Origin of the sequence: Aquabacterium sp., from assembly GCF_016234775.1 — a bacterium.
GTDB lineage: Bacteria > Pseudomonadota > Gammaproteobacteria > Burkholderiales > Burkholderiaceae_C > Aquabacterium.
Genome location: NZ_JACRAH010000042.1, coordinates 106757 through 125800 on the forward strand (window position 1 = coordinate 106757; position 19044 = coordinate 125800).

Here is a 19044-nt window from a genome sequence, read left to right on the forward strand (position 1 = left end):
TCGGGTCTTGTCAGCCGGCAGCTCAGTTGCGCACTTCACCTTGACCCAGCACCACGAACTTCAGCGAGGTCAGACCTTCCAGGCCTACCGGGCCGCGTGCATGGAACTTGTCCGTGCTGATGCCGATTTCGGCGCCCAGACCGTACTCGAAACCATCGGCAAAGCGCGTGGACGCGTTGATCATCACGCTGGCCGAATCCACTTCGCGGATGAAGCGCATCGCGTTGGGGTGGTTGGTCGTGAGGATCGAGTCCGTGTGGTGCGAGCCGTATTTGTTGATGTGGGCGATGACCTCGTCCAGCGTGTCCACCACCTTCACGGCGATCACGGGCGCGAGGTATTCCTCGTACCAGTCCTGCTCGGTGGCATCGACCACCTTGGCGCCGGACACATCGGCCAGGATGGCCTTCGCGCGTGGGCAAGCGCGCATCTCGACTTCCTTGGCCGCAAACACGGCGCCGATGCGGGGCAGGAAGCTGGCGGCCTGGTTCACGTGCACCAGCAGTGATTCGGTGGCGTTGCAGGGGCTGTACTTCTGCGTTTTGGCGTTGTCCGTCACCTTCACGGCCAGATCCAGATCGACTTCGCTGTCGACATAGGTGTGGCAGTTGCCATCCAGGTGCTTGATCACGGGCACGCGCGCTTCCTTGCTGATGCGCTCGATCAGGCCCTTGCCGCCACGCGGGATGATCACGTCCACATACTGCGGCATGGTGATCAGCTGGCCCACGGCGGCGCGGTCGGTGGTTTGCACCAGTTGCACGCCGTCAGCGGGCAGGCCGGCCTGGGTGAGGGCGGCTTGCACCAGCTTCCACAAGGCCAGGTTGGAGTGGATGGCTTCGGAGCCACCGCGCAGCACGCAGGCGTTGCCGCTCTTGATGGCCAGCGAAGCGGCTTCGATCGTGACGTTGGGGCGCGATTCGTAGATCATGCCGAACACGCCGATGGGTACACGCATCTGGCCCACGCTGATGCCGGTGGGGCGGCGGCGCATGTTGGTGATCTCGCCAACGGGGTCGGGCAGGGCGGCGACCTGTTCGCAGCTCTCGGCCATGGTTTCGATGACCTTGTCGGTCAGGCGCAGGCGATCGACCATGGGGGCGGCCAGGCCGTTTTTCTCGGCGGCGACGATGTCGGCCTCGTTGCGGGCCTTGAGTTCACCGGCATGGGCGCGGATCTGGCCGGCCAGCGCCAGCAGGGCGTTGTTCCTGGCGGCCGTCGGTGCGGCGGCCATCACGGCAGCGGCGGTACGGGCGGCCTGGCCCACGGCGTTCATGTACTGTTCGACCGACTGGTTGGCGGTCACGTCGGCGGAAGATGAAGATGTCGCGGTGTTCATAAGGCAAGATTGTCTCAAACTCTGCAACTCATGCACCAGATCATTCACATTCACCCTGAAGCGCCGCCCAAACCGGCACAGGGCGCGCCCTGCAATGGCTGCGGGGTGTGCTGTCTGGCCGAGCCTTGCCCGGTGGGGGTGATCGTCAGCCGCAGGCGCCATGGCGCGTGTGCGGCGCTGGTGTGGTCTGGCGAGTCAGGGTGCTACCGCTGTGGTTTGCTGGGGGTGGCGGTAGAGGCGGATCAGGCCTGGTGGCGCCGCTGGCCCAGGGCGCTGTGGCTGCGCTGGGCACGGCGGATGATCTCGGCAGGCAGTGGCTGTGATGCCAGCCTGGAGGTGGCGCAGGCGGCTTCAGAGGGCGAGGAGGCCAGCGAAGCGTCTGCGAGTGCCCGAGGCGGCCGCAGACCATGAAGTTCGGCACCTGAGATTTGAAACAGCGCTGCTTCCGCCCGCGTTCTCACGATTTGGTCGGGGCGGCGTTTTCATAGCATGAAGGCATTCCCAACGAGGAGCCGAATCATGCGCAAGAAGCTGCTGCAAAACACCCTGTTCGCCGCCCTGGCTGCCCTGGCGCTGTACATGGCGCAATCGCAAGCCGTGCCTGAATTGAGTGAGGCAGACAACCTGTCCGTGGTCTACGTCGCCCTGCGTTGAGCTGATATCTGGCTGGGGCCGCTGTCAGCGCCAGCCGAACATCATCGAGCGCGCGATCAGCCGCTTGACCGGGCTGAGGTTGCCGACGGCACCCAGCCCCAGGCCCCGCAAGGTGGCCAGTGCCGGCGCCGGCCAGGTGAAGCTGCGCGCCAGGAAGTCCGTGGTGGCCAGCAGGGCCCAGCGATCAGGCTGGCGTCGACGCTGAAACTGCCTCAAGGCGCGCTCCACCTTCATCTGCCTGGTGGGGGTGTCATCCTCCACAGCCCATACCGTGCGCTTGAGTGCTTCCAGCAGCTCGTGCACATCCCGCATGCCCAGATTGAAGCCTTGGCCTGCCACCGGGTGCAGGGTCTGCGCCGCATTGCCGATGCGCACGATGGCGCGCTCGTTGACCAGTTGGCGGTGCGCGTTGAGCCCCAGCGGGAAATCCTTCAAGGCTGACAACTGTTTGATGCGGCCCACCGCGGGGTGGAAGATGGTGTTGAGCAGGGTCAGGCGCTGCTCGTCGTTGAGTGCGCGCACCGGGTCATCGCCTTGTTGTACGCACCAGACCAGCGCCGCACGCCGACCGCTGGGGCCGCCGGGCACGACCGGGCCGGGTGGCAGAGGTAGCAAGGCCGCAGGGCCTGATGTGGTGAAGCGCTCGAACGCCGTGCCGGGCTGGCCATCGTCCTCCAGCAACACCTGGCCGACCCAGGCGGTTTGCTGGTAATCGTGGCTGACGCCATGGGGCCAGCTCAGTTTGGCCTGATCGGCGAACACGCCACCTTCGGCCACCACGACCAGATCGAACTGCTCGGCGATGTCGGCATCCACTTCGATGCCCGTGTCCAGGTTCTTGAGGCCGCGCACCGGCGTGCCAAAACGCATGGCGCATCGGTGCTCGTCGGCATCGACCTGGGTCAACCAAGCCTGTTGCAGCGGGGCGACCAGGGTGCCGTAGCTGACCACGGCGCCCAGTTGCGGCACGCCTTGTTCGCGGGCCGTGATGCGCACTTCAGGTTGCTGCTCGCCCGGCCACAACACGGTGGGTTGTTGTTGCGAGACATGCACTTGCAGGATGGGGGCGCTGCGGCCGGTGGCCTCGATGGCATCCCACACGCCCATGCGTTGCAGCTCCTGCACGGTGCCTTGAGACAAGGCCAGGGTGCGGGCGTCGCCGGAAACATCCTTGTCGGCGGGGCGGGCATCAAAAACGGTGATGTGGGCCTGTGGCAGGGCCTGGGCGGCTTGCAGGGCCAGGCTGAGGCCGGCGGGGCCTGCGCCGATGATGGCCAGACGGAGGGCGTTTGCGGGCGTCGCCTTGTTCGGAATGGACGTGTTCATGGGTTTATTGTCCGCCGCTTTGCACCTTGTTTCTGAAAGGATTCAGCCCCGACTTGGGGCGGGCGCCGTCTGCTTCCTATAATCTCCCTTCAGTGCACCTTGTTTTGCCTGCGTCAGCAGGTTTCTTTAGTCTGCTTATAGCGTGACCTCCATCTCCGCCCCACAAGCCAGTTATCGCATCCTCTCTGCCCCTGAAATGGTAGAGGTCGATCAGGTTATCCACCGCCGACTGGCGTCCGAGGTGGCCCTTGTCAATCAGATTTCGCATTACATCGTCAACGCCGGCGGCAAGCGTCTGCGCCCGATGTTGCTGGTGCTGATCGCCCGCGCGCTGGGCTGCACCAACCCGCAGCGTTTCGAGCTGGCGGCCATCGTGGAGTTCATCCACACCGCCACCTTGCTGCACGATGACGTGGTGGACGAGTCCGACCTGCGCCGTGGTCGCAAGACCTCCAACGCCATGTTCGGCAATGCGCCCAGCATCCTGGTGGGCGACTTCCTGTATTCGCGCGCCTTCCAGATGATGGTCTCCGTGCAACGCATGCGCGTGATGGAGCTGCTGGCCGAAGCGACCAACGTGATCGCCGAAGGTGAAGTGCTGCAGTTGATGAACATGCACGACCCCGACATCACGGTGGATGACTACCTGCTGGTGGTCGAGTACAAGACGGCGCGCCTGTTCGAAGCAACCGCCCGCCTGGCCGCCATCGTGTCTGATGCGCCTCAGGACATCGAAGACGCCTGTGGTGCCTATGCGCGCGCCCTGGGCACGGCCTTCCAGCTGATCGACGACCTGCTGGACTACGATGGTTCTACCGAAGAACTCGGCAAGACCGTGGGCGACGACCTGCGTGAAGGCAAGCCAACCTTCCCCGTGCTGGTGGCCATGTCGCGTGGCACGCCCGAGCAGCGCGAAATGATCCGCAACGCCATTTTCAATGGCGAAGTCGAGCGCATGCATGACATCGTGGAAGTGGTGCGCGCTACCGGTGCGCTGGACGCCACACGCGAAGCCGCGCACGTTCAGGCTGAGCGCGCCAAGGCCGCGCTGGCCAAGCTGCCCGAGTCTGAATACCGGGATGCTTTGCTACAATTGGCCTTCGATTCGATCAACCGACACGCTTGATTTCAACGCGTTGTAATCGATCAGATCGGGGTGTAGCTTAGCCTGGTAGAGCGCTACGTTCGGGACGTAGAGGCCGGAGGTTCGAATCCTCTCACCCCGACCAAAAATTCTCCTTCTGAATCAATCATTTATCGAGATAACTCTGATTCGGCATTCATGGCGATTTAGAGCAAATTTCGTTGCGCACTGTCGCACCAGTGTCGCAATAGCCGTTTGACTGGCGCAACAGTCTTCGGTATCGTTCGTTGCAACTCAACGCAGTTCCGAACGGTGCTATCTTTCCTTCGTCAGCTCAACACAGCCCAACTGGCTTTCGCATTTCGCGTCAGCCTGGTGGCGTTGCTGTGCATGACTGGATCCATCGTTTCAAGCTGGGTGCTTGGGCCCTCTTCGGGCTCGGCCGCTGTGGTTATCGCCATGGCTGGTGTAGCACTGGTTTGCCTGTCAGTGTGCCTTTTGACGTTCACTGGCGTTTGTGTGCCGCTCTATCGGCTCATTGACAGCCTGAGCAAGCCATTGCTTCCCGCGCCCGCTCAACAAGGCTGGCCTGCCTTCACCAACGCCATTGAATCAGCGTTGGTCGAAACACCTACCCCACCACCGCGCCAAGTCGTTCGCTGACTTTTGGCGCAGCGCGGCCATTCGCGCTGCTGATCGGCGAACAAGCTTCGCCCTCCCAGCATTGGTGGGGTCCATGAAACATTCAAAGCACGCAGCACCTTCTCAGCGGAAGGTGCTGTTCATCGAGGATTTGGTCGAAATCATTGGCAAAACGGCGACGACCATCCGAACCTGCGCAAGCAACGCAAAGTATCAACACTTGATTCCACGCCCGTGGAAGATGCCGAACAGTCGGCGCCTGTGCTGGTTTGAAGACGAGGTTCTTCACTGGATTCAATCCGGCAGACCAGCGATTCCGCCGCCGCCCAGGCGGCCCCGTGGGCGTCCGACGAAGGTTGAGCATTTGGCACGGCAGCGATGGCAAGCCACCGCCTCTCTCGAAAAGGAGGGCGGTCAATGAGCAAGGGCGTAGGGAAACCAAAAAAGCGCGCCTCAATCGTCGCGCCTAGCCATAGAAAAATCATTGAGGACGCACTGAGCATGCGCGAACGCGCTGATGCAAAGTGCCCCGACGCATACATGGCGCGCGTGTTCGTGCAAGTTACGCTGCCGCACCAAGACCCCCGGCTGCCTACAGGCATGATGTACACGCGAAGCACTGGGTTGCTCACACTGACCATCGCCCCGACGTCAGCGCGATACGGGCTGCCCTACGGGCGCATACCGCGTCTGGCCTTGATGTGGATGTTCACAGAAATCAAACGGACCAAGTCCAGACTGCTCGACCTCGGATCGTGTCAGGCTGAGTTCATGCGCAAGTTGGGCCTGCGTCACAACGACAGCCGCAACATTGCCCGGTTCAAGGAGCAGTGCATGCGCTTGTTCTGCTGTGTGATTTCCATCGAGGTTCACAGTGCAGGGGCCCGCGAGGAGTCACGTCGGTTACTCATCAGCGACGCGCTGACCGTGCTGTGGGACCCGCTTGATGCAAATCAGGCATCGGGGTGGGTCAACACCTTGCAGATTTCTGAGGGATTCTTTAACGAGGTCATGACCAGTGCCGTGCCTTTGAAAATGGAGGCATACAGGAGTCTGTCCAAATCGCCGTTCGCGATGGACATCTACGCGTGGCTGGTGTACCGGTTGTTTGTGTTGGGTCGAAGCACCCGGCAGACGGTGACGATCCCATGGCAGCGTCTTCAGGGCCAATTTGGCGCCGACTACAACGGGCCTGGCAACCAAGGGCAGCACAGCTTCAAGAAAAACTTCAAGCTGCAGCTCGACAAGGTATTTGCCCAATACCCCGAAGCCAGCAACCTGGTGGTCGATTCACCCGATGGGCGGCACCTCACCCTGCGCGCAGGCAGGGCACACATTGACCCCAGGCCTTGTGGATAAGCCTGTGTTTGGGGTGACTTGTCCACGTGTCATCGCTCCTGTGCAGCCGCTGGTCAAGTCCCCTGCGAAGCGGGGTGGTGCCACGAGTTGTCCACGTGTCATCGCTCCCGCCAATACGTGTCATCACTCCGCGTTTCACGTGCCATCACTCCGGCCAGAGGGACGTGTCATCACTCAGAGGGCGCTCTGCGCCTGGCATCTGGCGGCGTCAAGCCTTGCCCCAGGTAGTTTCACAAGTTGGTTATCACATATGAATTCACTGGTAGTAGAACCGCGCGTTCGCGCTCGAATCCGGTCAACCCAAAAAGCGGGGTGGCAGCGATGAGCGCCATTCACGACGTGGTGACACTTGCCCAGCAATGCTTGGATGCCCTGCAGCCGATCAAACCCAAAGGGGGTGCCTTCAGCAGCCCTTCAGCGGCAACCAGGCTGGATTACCTGCGTGTGGCAAAGAGCCTGCTCGGCCGTGCTTGCAAGGCGAAAGGAGGGCTCCCTGAAGTTGTCCAAAGCACGACCAGCAAGAACTCCTTTTTCAAACGTTTGGCTGCACTGCGCTTTCATTGCCACGTCCAGTTGGACCATCTCATGACCTTGTCACAGCAGGCAAGCCCAGAGGCTGATTACCAGCGATTGCGATCTGATCTGACCGACCTCTTGGCACAGATGCAAGCCGTGGCCACCATTCAGCGCCAAGGCCACGACACCCAGCGATCAAAGCGCAAAAGCAAGCGCATTGCCCTGAAAGGACTGCCACCCGACTGGCGAGAGGCCTTGTGCGTCAGTGCTCGGCAAAGCAAATACGCACATGCGTTGCTGGTCATGGCCCTGACAGGCTGCCGTCCTGGCGAGTTGCAGTTAGGGGTCAAGACTTGGATCGAGTACGACAAGCAGCTTGACAAAGATTTGATCTGCTTCCATGTCACTGGCTGCAAGGTGAAGGGCAAGCAAGGTCAACCTAACCGATTGATTTGCTATGAGGCCCATGACCCGCACCCTCTGGTCGCGGCCATGAAGGCGCACCTCAATGCATGCGCCACTCCGGTCTCCCAAGTGAGCATAGCCGACGCCAACAACTTCACCGTTGAGATAAGGCGGCGGGCCGCACGCCTTTGGCCCAACCACAAGCACACGGTGACAGCGTATTGCTTTCGCCATCAGTGGTCAGCCGACACCAAACACGTCGGTGATGATGATGCCGTCAGTCGTGGCTTAGGGCATGCATCCGCCAAAACCAGGCGCCAGTACGGCACAGCCAGTCAAGCCAGCGGCCTCTGTCATTTACAGCCGATCAAGATTGAGGCAGACCGCACCGTTAGAAGCGCGGCCACATTGGCTTACCTCACTGGGCGGCGTCCTTTGCCGGACCATGAGCCATGAGCTTATTAAAGGCGCCACAGTCATGAATAGGCAGTACACATAAATTCTCGGCAATGCGTAGGCCCTCAGTCGTGGTCCGGCCCAGATAGATCAGGCCCCTGACAAGACTACAAACTGGTAGTTGCACGGTGGCCATGTATGTCAAACACCGAGCCAGCGTACTTCAATTACACGTGCTTTTCACAACATCCTGGCGCTTGGATCTGATCAGCGCTATTGCGATAGCGCCTTCCTCTGTGTGTATGCTGAACGATGCAAGGCTGGCCATGCCAACCCGGTCGGCTGCCTTGCCCCGCATACCCATGATTGGATGACGCAAGATGGACACCAACACGCCCCCCCCAAAGCCATCATTGCCTGCAGGGCTTAGCCTTATTGAGAAGGCCCAAGAACTGCGGTGGACATTGCAACTATCCGTTGGAGTTTTGTTCGCTGATCTTGTGTTGGTCCATTACACAGGGCAGAACATTTCGCATTGGTCAACAAGCGCGGATCAGCTTTTGTCCAACTCTGGCTTTTTGGTCACGTCTTTGCTGATGTTTGGGGTGTTGATGTCTATCGTCATGCCTCTGAGCGCAGAGCTATGTAGGCAAATAGGGTGGCAACTAATTATTCATGTGCCGTGGCCTGACTGGATGCGCACGACTCGAGATTATCAGCGTCCGTCCGGCAAGGTCTACCCTGACGAACTGCATCGTCACGCGCTTGAAAAATCGGACAAGCTGTTACTTGACATATATACGATGCACAACCAAAAGCAGGCAGAGGGAAACGCTGCGAAATTGGCTACAGCCCAAGCAATTTTTTCTGTTGTTGTGCTGTCCGCTGCGAACTACTTTGCTGATTGCTTTGGGATGCAAGGGGCCACTCTTTTGCAAAGTGCAGCCACGACGCTTGGAGAATACGGTGAGTTAATTGGTACTGTCGGCGGCCTGTTTGCCTTTGCAGCAGTCAAGGCCGCTTGGTATCCAGCCGGAAGTTCAGACTGGATTTATTACCCTCCGTTGTATCGAGAGATCATGGAAGAGCGGAAAAAAAACCATTGAGGCGTATTTGAGCTGTGCATGCAGCACAGCCTCTTACTGACATCATGTCCACACACTGTTGGCACACTGTTGGCACACTGTTGGCACACTGTTGACTCATTTTCCGGCACATAGCTGGCACCATGTCGGCACATTGTTTCCTTGGCTATCACCACAGTTTCTGGTGGACGCATGTAGTGATGTTGGCTTGTCCCCAGCTTGCAGAACATTCTTTGTGCTGGCTTGCCAGAGCACAAAGAATGTGGCCGTTGGTTGCGATTTCGCCAGGAATCGCGGCCATCGGCCAGTTGGGGACATCATGAAAAGTTTGCGTCCAACAATGATGGGTTTGATTGGATCCCTATTGCGGCCACAGGCCGAGATGCCGCCATCACTGCGGCAACGATAACTGTTCGTTACATAGGACCATGACTGCGTGTGACCTGCGTCGTTGCGCCCGCAGATTCGCAAACCTAAGATGCCTACGCATTGCAGATTTGCCTGCAACAGGGTCATGTTGGCCTGAGAGGGGTTGTCTGCAGTCCATGGAGGTTTCAGATGAACAAGCTGATGTTCAAGCGCTCACGTAAGCTGGTGAGCTGGAGCATGCGTGAGTTTGGATTGGGGCGACCTGATCTGATTACGCCTGAATTTGTCTGGCATCGGACGGCCGCAGCGAGGCTGATGGGGGTGGCCATCGGTGTGGGAGGCGGAACGCTGTCATACCAAGAGCACAAACAGGCACTGCCTGCTCTGGTCACTGTGATGTTGTCGGTATTCGGGAAGAGCTCGGCAAGCAAGACGCTCGAAGCATTCATTGGTGAGTTGCTCAGTCCGACGATATGGATGGCAGCACTCCTGATTTTGACCTTCTTGGTTGGCGTCAGTCGCATCAAGAACGGAGGGCTGGACCGTACGCCCAGTGACACCCTGACCAGGGTCATTACTGGCTGCTACGTCACCCTCCAGGGCGGACTCATGTTTGTCGCGACGGTATCGGCCTCATTCGCCTCGCTGGCAGTGGTCACAGGCCACTGGCGCAGTGCCTTGGGATTTTTGCTCGTGCTGATTTTGGCTGCGATGCACGCAGCAGTTGTCTGGTCTGTGCTCCGGATGATGTTTGTGCTGTCGGACGACGACAATGCCTCAGCGCGGTCGAGGGGGCTGGGATTACTGCTTGTCGGTGTGGTGATAGGGATGCCTAAACTGATTCCGATGGCCGAACGAATGGAGAGTCTCGTCAAATCTTTGACCATGTGAGTCACAGCGTAAGCTGCGCCTCCCTCACATGCCAAGGTCGCATTGACTGTGATGACGCCATCATTGTGGCAACGAACAAAAGTACGAATCCAGGGAATGACAGCGCGCGATCCGAGCCTGTGTGCTCTCACATGTAAAACTCTGCCACCGCCCGCGTTGACGATGTCGAGTGGGGCGCGAGCCACGCCGGTGCCGTTCGTCGCCCCCTTGCAGGGGTGCGTGTCTGTTGGGTTAGGCAGTCCTGTCTTGCAAGAGCAAGTGGCTACGCAAATCCAGTTATTGGCCAGTGCTCAACTGATTCGGCATCCCTGGATGCGGTTCGACAAACTGTTTCGCTTCATCGTGGCGGCGGACCGAGCAACAGCGGTGCGTGCCAACGCGGTATTGTTGGAATCCATCGGGCAATCGGTTGCCATTCACCTGACCAAGACCAGCGCATTTGCCTTCCCGTGTGAGCAAGGGCTGGTCGTCATTGTTCCGTTTGAGGTGATGCGATGTGCGCTGGCCCCCGACAATGAAATGGAACGGCAGTACGGTCTCACCACGGTCTGGCATGAGTTGGCTCATGTGCACGCCTTGACTTTGCAATACTACCCAGATGGGCTGTTTCAACCCATCCTGCCAAAAGCTGTGCGAGGGAGCACGAACCAAGCTTGGCACGAGTTCTTTGCAGACAAGCATTCTCATTGGCAAGGCTTTGTCGCTGATCTGGAAGTCCACTTGCTGCGCTCAGCCTGGCATGACGTGTTGACTTCACCCTCCGAAGCAATCGTCGATCATTTCATGGTCCGATTGGCGAGTACACATGGGCGAATGTCAGCAAACGGTTTTGGATCAGCCATGGCAACACCACGCACCTGCGCTGCATTCGAGTCCAATGACATGGTGGATCGGTGGCGGGTTTGTCAATCCATGCTTGATGATCTTTGTGCGCAGGCCATCCAAACTGGCATCGCACCAGACTTGACTGTTTTGGAAGCCAGCCTGGGTAATGTCAGAGCAGCATTACCTGGCCCGAATCTGTAATTGGTTGTTAAAACGGTTGCTGGATGGCTGCTTTCCACCGGTCGCGGCGGTATCCTCCGCAGCAACAAAAATCAGGTTCGGGGAAGTCAGACGTGAGTTCATCAGATCGCTCAGAGCGCGAGCCCATGCCGCCCATTGATGGGGGCCATGGCACCATTCCCGTCCTCGGGCAGCCAGACATTGTTCTGTCTGCCGCTGGTGACATTGCCCAACTCACGCCGGTCAATTCGGTGATGGCGATTGGGCGCCACACCACGATCACCACAGGGCAGGTCACCAACCTATTGGCGCAACGGCACCAGGCCTGGGCGGTGCAAGGCGGGCTCTCTTTTTTCACGCGCGGTGAAAGCACGAACCCTGATCGTGCCGTGCAAGACGTGGGCATCAAGCTGCACGCAGCCAGTGGCAACGTGAGTGTCCAAGCGCAGCAAGACGGCTTCACGTTGACGGCACTGAAGTCGGTCGATGTACAGAGCACTTCTGCCAGCGTGGAGATCTCTGCGCCACAAAAGATTCTTTTGAATGCCGGCGGAGGCTTCATCGAAATCAACGGCGGGAACATCACGATAGGCACATCCGGCACTGCCTCGTTCAAGGCGTCGATGAAGATTCTCACAGGCGGTGCCAACGCCAGCGCGAGTGGGCTGAGCCTGACCAAGGCTGGGGCTCTGTGCAAGATGAGCGCATCGAAGGCCAGTGGTGCGGGCGATGCCACCGTCCCGATCCGGTGAGTGCCATGCAAACAGAGTCCGTTGTCCTGCTGCACCGTCTGTTGCGCGCGCATCCGATCCTGGTGTTTGACGCTCAGGCACTGCCTAATTATCCCGCGATCAATCCAGATGACACCTGGGCTCTGGCCTGCGAGGCGCTGACTGACGATGCTGAGTATCTGCCGCGCCTGCTGGATCTGAACGATGTGTCGCAGGAGCACGCCATCCAATTGTTGGAGGCGTTGGATGGCGACAGCACGAACCTAGCATTTCCGCCACTGCTCTTGGGTAACATCCAGGCCGGTGCTGACTTGGGCCGCTGGGCACTCACGCAGGTCACCAAAGCCCCGGATGGTAGTCGGCACTGGTTGCGATGGCACGACGTGCGCGTCTGGGCGCACCTTCTTTGGATTGCCAGGCCAGAGCAGTTGGCGGCACTGGTGCGACCAGCTCATTCCGTTGGTTGGTATTGGTTGGGGCAGTGGCACCAGACGACGATCCCTACGACGAGCAGCCCGACTACAAGAGTAGGGTGGTGTCATGAGCAGTGGCAAGCGATCCAGGCTATCGGTGTGATCAACCGCGTGTTCAGCCAGACGGGCACCCCCGCACTGGCGGACTTGCCGAAGATAGCCCGGCAGATCGTTGCGGCAGACACTGAGGCGCACGGCATGACGATGTGGGACATGCCCAGCCGCGTGGCCTTCGCCACCCATCAACTGAAGTGGGGGCCAGGATTTTGGCAGGCGGCGCCCTTTAGAAGCATCATGACTGCCGTCGCTACCAGTGACGCCACTTACGCCGAAGCCGTCTCATCGCAAGACGATGCTTTCTGGCCTGCCGTTTCAGAGGCGCTGGCCTCCACGGTATGAACAAACAAAGATCAGGGAACACACCGTCATGAACAACTGCGAGTTCTGCGACAAGAAGGGCTTGGCTGTACTACCCGTTCGGCCAGCCATTGCTCCTGCAGGCGGCCACGCTCCAAAGGGCAACGCCGCCATGCTGTCCTGTGCGGACAGCATTCCTGTGGCCCCCGCTGACTACACCTTGCGCCATCTCCGGCCAGGTTATCTCTACACCTACGACGAAGCAAGAAAGTGGCTGCATGCCTACGTGGTGACCGAGGGCGGCTACCTGTACAAGCTGGACCCAGGTGAAACTGCGCCAGCGAAGCTGGCCTTTACCTGCGCGCCTGACAAATGCGGGACGGTGGCCAGTTGCGTGACCATTCCGGACGTCAAACGCGCCACCAAGGTTTGGTTCGGCTTTAGCGACGTGCAGTGGACGCCTGCCGTCATTGAGCGACACAAGGACGCGGCCTACCGCGCCAAACACATGGTCTGCCTGGATGTACAGGCATGGTTGGGCAGCAAGCATCACAAGGGTGCTGCCGACATCAGCCAGGTTGAGAAAGTGGTGGCTGAGTACGCGTTGAGCGATGCGCAAGGCAAGTCCCTGGCGTTCACTGCTGGTGGCTTCAAGTCGAAAGCTTCAACCAGTCAAGCCTTGAAGGACCGCATCCCGGCCATCTCTCCTGCTGGTGGTTTGGTGCTGTCTATGCCCGACCCGGCAGGGGTGGCTACTGACATAGCTTTGCTCATGAAGCAGGCTACAGACAGATTCGTGAGCCACCCTACCCGCAAGCGGGAAGTGGCTGTCAGCTCCATGATTGATGGCATGGAAGAGGCAATCCGGACACAAGCGCAAAGAGACGAGCTGGATGCAGCCGAATCACTCGCAAACCAGCAAATGGCCAACGCTGGCGTCGGGCTCGTGTTTTCTAGCGTTCGGCAATCCATTGAGCGCACGCGGGATGTCACAGCTGGGGAACTCCAGCGTGCCTCAGACAATGGCTGGGGCAAATACACATGCAAATTTGACGGCAAGACGCGGGACGCATGGCGCAAGACATTTGAGCGCGAGCTCAAAGTTCACGATGAGATAGATGTAGCCCCACTAGCGCGGGCCCACGCATCGTGGATGAAGAGCGTGATCATGGCGCATTACTTCGAATGCAACTATGACGGCCAGAGTGCGGAATCTGGGGCTGTATACGCAGGCGTCATGGGGCTGTGCATTGCTGCTACCCAGGACAAGGCGGCATGTAGCAAGCTCTATGAGGAGTGGCTTACGCAGGACGCCAGCAAAAGACAGAACCTGCTTTTGCGTGCCATGTTGTTCAACCTGGACGAAGTCGCCAAGAAGGTCGACGACGCGGCGAAAGTCAGCATCGATCCTCGCCAGATCCCGTGGGACAACATTTTCGCTATTTACGCAAACGCAACGCAGAGGTTGTCTGCTGCTGCCTCCGATGCCGTGGCTCAGTTGGTGACTCAGGCCTTGGGCCCGCTTGCTCGCGTGCTGGACAAAGCTGCGGACGGCTGGGCCGGAGGGCGCGCTGCAGTGATGGCCCTGGGCTTGGTAGCGCAACATCCCGTGGTTATCTGCTCGGTAGAGGGTAGCAGGAAGACCATGCGTGCTGCCGTCATCAAGCAATTGCTTGCATCCGGTGGGCAAATCAAGAATCAACATCAGATGCAGCGGGCGGTCTCAGCGGAACTGCGCAGACTGAAAATACTCGGCACCAAAGTAGATGGTTCAGTCAAGCGCAAGTGGGTGGTGCTTGCAGACGCTGAAGCGATCAAACGCATGCCGCCTGGACTTGAGCCACAGCAACGAGCGGAGTGGCTTGCAAAGAGTATTCGCACCATGGACGATGTCGAAGCATTGAATCTCGGACGTTGGCGACAGGTCATTAGCCAAAACGTACGGTTTGGCGTTGTAGCGGGCCTGTTTCAGTTCTATAGCTTGACCAAGGCTTTGGAAGATGATGCCCAAGCGATGGCAAACGACAAAACAGATTCCAGTCGGCGTTCATACGCAGCCATCGCTGCATTGGGTGTTACGACTGCGGATGTAATCGGACATGTGGTTCAGGCCAGGGCACTTCAGGGCATGAGGCTCGGCTCAGGGCTGGCATCTTTCAGTGGATCGGTGCTGAAGATCGTTGGTCGGCTTGGCGGGGCGGCTGTGGGCCTTGTCGTGGCGGGACTTGACGTTCTAAAAGGGAAAGAGTCGGCACAAGAAGGCCAAACTGGGCTGATGTGGCTCTATTACTCAACCGCATTCGTTGGCACATCGCTTTCACTTGTACTTTTGGCTGCAACATTTCCTGCTGTTTCTGCCATTCTCGGGGCAGCGCTCGTTCCATTGGTTGCAATCCTCGTCGCGCTACTGATTGGCATATCTCTCTGGATCGAATTTGTCAAAGATAATGCAATTCAGAACTGGTTGGAGAGATCTATTTGGGGTATCTTGCCTCAGCAACGTTACCCAGACTATGAGACTGAGCAAAAAGAACTTCGTCTCGCTTTGAAGGCTTGAATCCGTGAAGTTACATAACCGCATGTTTCGCCATCCTGCGGATCGACCATTGACGGAACTCGAAGAGTCACTTCAACTCAGGCAGACGCAACGACTTAACCTTGAACCGCGCCCACAGTTGTCCGTTGTAAAACTCAATTCAACTTTTCTGGAGTTGACTGACAGTGGTTACAACTGGAGGGGGGTGATTACGTGGTTTTGTGCTTTCGCCATTGCAATTCTTGGTGGTGGCATTGGATACGGAGCTATTGAACATTTCCTCGGGGCGACAGGGTTGAGTGTCGAGGTCGCTAAAACGCCTTTGTGGTCAGTTGCTCTTGAGGTTGTTTTTGCTTTGTTGGTTGCGTGGATATTCTCAATACCTTTGCGACTGGAATCGTTTTCTTATACGCACTATCCAATTCGTTTCAATCGTAAGGCAAGAAAATTCTACGTTTTTCGCCCCAATGGACTACACCTCGTGGGTAACTGGGATGACTTATTCTTCACACTGTTTCGCACACCCATTTGGGATGAGTGGACCTTAATAGCCCACGTAATGGGTGCTGACAAGAAGACGGTCGTAGCATCATTTACTTTGCCCGCAACAGAGACGTTGATGCCTCAAGACCTGAATCCAGCCTATACGCACAACAACACGGTTTTTCGCCAAGAAGACTGCCTGCGCGGGCATTGGGAGTTTATTCGTCGCTATATGGAGGATGGGCCGCAAGATCTTCATCATCGCGTCAAATTTTGTATTCCTATCTCGGAGCACAGGGAAACATACAGGTTCGGTCTTGAGCGGTTGTTTGCTAATTTGTCGGGGGCGCCGAAGGTTGCCATCCTGGCGCTGAGCCCACTTATTCTGCTTGTGTCGCCTTTCAGAGCATTTGCGATGCGAACTAGCAAGACCCCCGTTTGGTCTGAAGATATTGATGCTGAGTGCTTGGTGTTGCCTGGCGATCCTTACGCCATTCAAGGCGACATCAGAGGCGACAAGGTTAAGATATTTAAATCTTCAACCACTACGTCGATCAAACAAGACAATCCGGAACGTGAACCAACTCCTTCTAGAAAGAAGAGTAAGAGGGGGAGGTAGAGGTGATGCTGGGTCGATCTGGGGGAAGGTTCTGCGTTGCATGAATATTCGGCGGAAAAATGACAAGTGGACTGCTCAAGGCGGTTGGAAAGTGCTTCCTGAAAACTTGTGCTCAGTCCTGTCTGGCGCGAGTTTGAGGTGCATCTATTTCTCGCGCCTCCCAAATGAACCGGAGTGCATAGAGAGCCGGGTTGCAGCTTGGATCCCTGATTTCCTGAAAGGGTCGATCCCGTTCTACAGAGTGGACTCGGGAGGATTGACTATTTCACCGCCGAGCAGGCTCGCTACATCCATTAAGTGGAGGGATATAGAACGGTCTATTGACTTCGCTCATGAAGTCAACACTGAGTACGAAGGATTGAAATCTGCCCCCAAGCTGCTAGTGCTTTACACTAAAGTAGGGGCTTGTGTTGTTCGTCAACGCCTTCCGCTTCCAAAAATTAGGGAACCTATTTTGGTTTCCGCGCATGAAAATTCATGGGAAGTGAGTCGTGCAGCGTTGCTCCAGTTAATACGGAATGCGCCCGGGCAGGTTCGGGTATCAGCGAGCGTATTCGTAGATCTAGAAATTGATCCTTACAGTTGGGAGCGAGCCAGCCTTCCGAGGTTTGCAACTCGCGCCTATTTGATCACTGTAGTAGTAGCTGCGGTCGCTGTCTGGCCTTGGCTTGATCAGCTCAGTCACTCTATTGTGTGGATTATTGCGACATTTCTTGTCTATGTACTCTTCATGTCGATGGTAGGGCAAGTAGTCGGTGCTTTGTTTCTACCCATATTCTTTGGTCCTGGCATTGTGTTTTGCGATCAAGAGGGCCTTTTTGAACAGCCGTCATCAAGTTGAAAGACCTATTTCACGCATAGGCACCACAAATGTCTCTTTACTCGTGGACCTTGGAAAACTTTATGAAAAAATCTATTTTTACGCGCCTCGCAATCCTCTCTCTGATCGCATCCGCAACAGGCTGTGCATCTGTTGCCGTCAGCAACGAGGCTATTGAGCAAAATACTGCCTTTACCCTCGGCTTGCCCAAGGGCAGCTTCACCATCTCGGACCGAGTGGATGACGGGGTGAAGTCCACCTACGTGGTCAAGACCAACGCTGGCAAGCAATACAGTTGCTACGTGACCGGCGCTGTGGGCATCACGGGCCGCGTTGTCTCTGATGCCATTTGCCAGGCACAACAAGGCAAGGCATCAGCCAAGCCTGCTGCGTCGGCTGGCGGCGGCGGTGCGGCTTCGTGCAACGCTTTGCTCAAAGCCGCAGGCAAGTGTCAGTGAGTCGCATCTGACAGATGCGCTCCCTTTGCGCCATCGTCAATCAGCTTGGCGATGGCGCTGGGCGATACGCCCAATCGAAGGGCGCGGCTAAGCGCACCCTCTAGCCGGGCCCACTCAGACGCAGATACTGTGTTGAACACCAGATCCCCAGCGGACAGATCAGCCAGTCGGGCCATCAACCCCTCCAGTAGTTCCTGATCGCCGACATCGACGGCCATTTGCTCGGCCATGGCCAGCAACGCATCTCGCGCGCTAGACAACGAGTCAGTTGGCACGTCGGACAGAGGTGTTCGGAATGTGAGCACCCGATGGGCATGAATGGCTTGGCCCAAGTCTGCAGCGACGGTTGCGCTGGCAGTGATTTCAAGGCGAAGCCAGGCGTCGTTCACTTGCATGAACCGCGTCTTTGTCAGCGCTGGCTGCAAGTCTTGAAACAGCCATTTGGTGCCCTCATTGGTCAGCAGGGCATCCAGCACAGTTCTTGTGTCGCTCAGCAGGCCAGAGTCTTGCCACTGATGCAGGATGTCGCTACGTAGTTGGCCACCTTCTATGCCCAGGTGGTACAGCAACCCTGCAACCCGCTTGGCTGAGATCACTTGCGCCTTGCCGCGCAGCCATACAGAAAGGTTGGCGGCGCGTATGTCTGTTGCCGCAGCAATGGCACTCAACGTGTCCCCCCGCAGGCGTATCAGGGCCGCGGCCACGATAGGCACTTGATCGTTGGTCAGCTTGGGCATGTCCGCCATTTGGGTTTAACTGTAAATGACTATATCAAGTCCTTCTGCATCATTGGTGTTATAGTGAATTATAGTAATAACAGGGGTGATGATGATCTCAAAAGGCTGCCGCTCCTTGCGCCGCAAAGAGTACCGGCTCGCGATTGATCAGTTGAGGCAACGCCACCCTTGGCTGGCGCAGCAGATCGTGGAGCCCCCTCCAGGGCATTTGCGGGTGCTTGCGCACTTCTTGGCTCAATGCGAGTTGTTGATGGGTGAAACGGGACATCAGAACCCGTTGATGCTGTGTGTGACCACGGTACGCGACAAGATGCTTCTGCGATGCGAGTTGACCAATGCGAGCATGCAGCGTGAGCGAGCCATCCAAGACATCACTGAGCAGGCGCGCGATGCTGCTCAATTGAGCTGTCCTGTCTGCGGGGCCCCCTCCATGGTCAGCGACGTGCATGCAGCACAAGGGCAGCGATGCATGGAGCACGCAGGTGTGGGCGGGCTTTTCGCCGAAGATGTCCGGCGCCACAGGCAAATGGCGCGACAACGCGGTGCGCAGCGGACGAGTCTCACCGTTGGCCACCGTGGTGATGAAGTCATGGTGCTGCTGCCGAAGACCGAGTCCGGCGAAGACGAGCAACAAGCCGCTGTCAGTTTGTTGTTGAGCTCGGCATCACCCTCAGACGCAGCAGAACCCTGTCCGACAGAGCCCACGGTGACGCTGCTGGAGTTAGCAGGGCTCAAGCGCTTCGTTGATCGCCATCGTCC

General features: G+C 57.9%; 18 protein-coding genes and 1 tRNA gene. 15 read left to right on the forward strand and 4 right to left on the reverse strand.

The window, feature by feature from the left end; all coding sequences use genetic code 11:
* Positions 1-22: 22 nt before the first annotated feature.
* Complete coding sequence (locus tag HY836_RS12720) at positions 23-1339, reverse strand: glutamate-5-semialdehyde dehydrogenase (RefSeq protein WP_290676525.1); 1317 nt, start codon at positions 1337-1339, stop codon at positions 23-25.
* A gap of 30 nt (positions 1340-1369) precedes the next feature.
* Here HY836_RS12720 and HY836_RS12725 point away from each other — a divergent pair, with 30 nt between their 5' ends.
* Together HY836_RS12725 and HY836_RS12730 are read left to right on the forward strand one after the other, a co-directional pair.
* On the forward strand, positions 1370-1750 hold the full coding sequence (locus HY836_RS12725) for a hypothetical protein (RefSeq protein WP_290676526.1): 381 nt from the start codon (positions 1370-1372) through the stop codon (positions 1748-1750).
* Between the two features lie 108 nt (positions 1751-1858).
* A complete protein-coding gene (locus HY836_RS12730) occupies positions 1859-1993 on the forward strand; it encodes a hypothetical protein (RefSeq protein WP_290676527.1) in 135 nt (44 codons plus the stop codon).
* A gap of 24 nt (positions 1994-2017) precedes the next feature.
* Here HY836_RS12730 and HY836_RS12735 read toward each other — a convergent pair whose 3' ends face one another.
* Positions 2018-3319 (reverse strand): FAD-dependent monooxygenase, encoded by a 1302-nt coding sequence (locus tag HY836_RS12735; RefSeq protein ID WP_290676528.1) that lies wholly within the window; start codon positions 3317-3319, stop codon positions 2018-2020.
* 196 nt (positions 3320-3515) lie between these two features.
* Here HY836_RS12735 and HY836_RS12740 point away from each other — a divergent pair, with 196 nt between their 5' ends.
* The 13 genes from HY836_RS12740 to HY836_RS12800 all read left to right on the forward strand — a co-directional run bounded on the left by HY836_RS12740 (position 3516) and on the right by HY836_RS12800 (position 17548).
* Positions 3516-4445: a polyprenyl synthetase family protein gene (locus tag HY836_RS12740; RefSeq protein ID WP_290676628.1), complete on the forward strand. Its 930-nt coding sequence runs from the start codon at positions 3516-3518 to the stop codon at positions 4443-4445.
* A gap of 26 nt (positions 4446-4471) precedes the next feature.
* Positions 4472-4548, forward strand: a tRNA-Pro gene (locus HY836_RS12745).
* Positions 4549-5139: 591 nt separating this feature from the next.
* Positions 5140-5466, forward strand: coding sequence for a hypothetical protein (locus tag HY836_RS12750; RefSeq protein WP_290676529.1), 327 nt, complete (start codon positions 5140-5142; stop codon positions 5464-5466).
* Positions 5463-6404, forward strand: coding sequence for a replication protein RepA (locus HY836_RS12755; protein ID WP_290676530.1), 942 nt, complete (start codon positions 5463-5465; stop codon positions 6402-6404). Before HY836_RS12750 ends, HY836_RS12755 begins: the two co-directional genes overlap by 4 nt.
* A 321-nt stretch (positions 6405-6725) precedes the next feature.
* Positions 6726-7781 (forward strand): hypothetical protein, encoded by a 1056-nt coding sequence (locus HY836_RS12760; RefSeq protein WP_290676531.1) that lies wholly within the window; start codon positions 6726-6728, stop codon positions 7779-7781.
* Positions 7782-8101: 320 nt separating this feature from the next.
* The gene (locus HY836_RS12765) at positions 8102-8827 is read left to right on the forward strand and encodes a hypothetical protein (protein WP_290676532.1); all 726 of its coding nucleotides are present in this window, start codon (positions 8102-8104) and stop codon (positions 8825-8827) included.
* A 537-nt stretch (positions 8828-9364) separates the two neighbouring features.
* Positions 9365-10066 carry a hypothetical protein gene (locus HY836_RS12770; protein WP_290676533.1) on the forward strand — a complete coding sequence of 234 codons (702 nt, stop codon included), beginning with the start codon at positions 9365-9367 and terminating at the stop codon, positions 10064-10066.
* A gap of 246 nt (positions 10067-10312) precedes the next feature.
* Complete coding sequence (locus tag HY836_RS12775; RefSeq protein WP_290676534.1) at positions 10313-11092, forward strand: hypothetical protein; 780 nt, start codon at positions 10313-10315, stop codon at positions 11090-11092.
* 92 nt (positions 11093-11184) lie between these two features.
* The gene (locus HY836_RS12780; protein ID WP_290676535.1) at positions 11185-11823 is read left to right on the forward strand and encodes a DUF2345 domain-containing protein; all 639 of its coding nucleotides are present in this window, start codon (positions 11185-11187) and stop codon (positions 11821-11823) included.
* Positions 11824-11828: 5 nt separating this feature from the next.
* Positions 11829-12674 (forward strand): hypothetical protein, encoded by an 846-nt coding sequence (locus HY836_RS12785; protein WP_290676536.1) that lies wholly within the window; start codon positions 11829-11831, stop codon positions 12672-12674.
* 28 nt (positions 12675-12702) lie between these two features.
* Positions 12703-15189 carry a T6SS effector BTH_I2691 family protein gene (locus HY836_RS12790; RefSeq protein WP_290676537.1) on the forward strand — a complete coding sequence of 829 codons (2487 nt, stop codon included), beginning with the start codon at positions 12703-12705 and terminating at the stop codon, positions 15187-15189.
* A gap of 4 nt (positions 15190-15193) precedes the next feature.
* Positions 15194-16270, forward strand: coding sequence for a DUF6708 domain-containing protein (locus HY836_RS12795; protein ID WP_290676538.1), 1077 nt, complete (start codon positions 15194-15196; stop codon positions 16268-16270).
* Positions 16271-17140: 870 nt separating this feature from the next.
* On the forward strand, positions 17141-17548 hold the full coding sequence (locus tag HY836_RS12800; protein ID WP_290676539.1) for a hypothetical protein: 408 nt from the start codon (positions 17141-17143) through the stop codon (positions 17546-17548).
* Here HY836_RS12800 and HY836_RS12805 read toward each other — a convergent pair.
* Together HY836_RS12805 and HY836_RS12810 are read right to left on the reverse strand one after the other, a co-directional pair.
* Positions 17542-18294 carry a hypothetical protein gene (locus HY836_RS12805; RefSeq protein ID WP_290676540.1) on the reverse strand — a complete coding sequence of 251 codons (753 nt, stop codon included), beginning with the start codon at positions 18292-18294 and terminating at the stop codon, positions 17542-17544. The two genes, HY836_RS12800 and HY836_RS12805, sit on opposite strands and share 7 nt — an antisense overlap.
* 88 nt (positions 18295-18382) lie before the next feature.
* On the reverse strand, positions 18383-18919 hold the full coding sequence (locus HY836_RS12810) for a hypothetical protein (protein ID WP_290676541.1): 537 nt from the start codon (positions 18917-18919) through the stop codon (positions 18383-18385).
* Positions 18920-19044 lie beyond the last annotated feature (125 nt).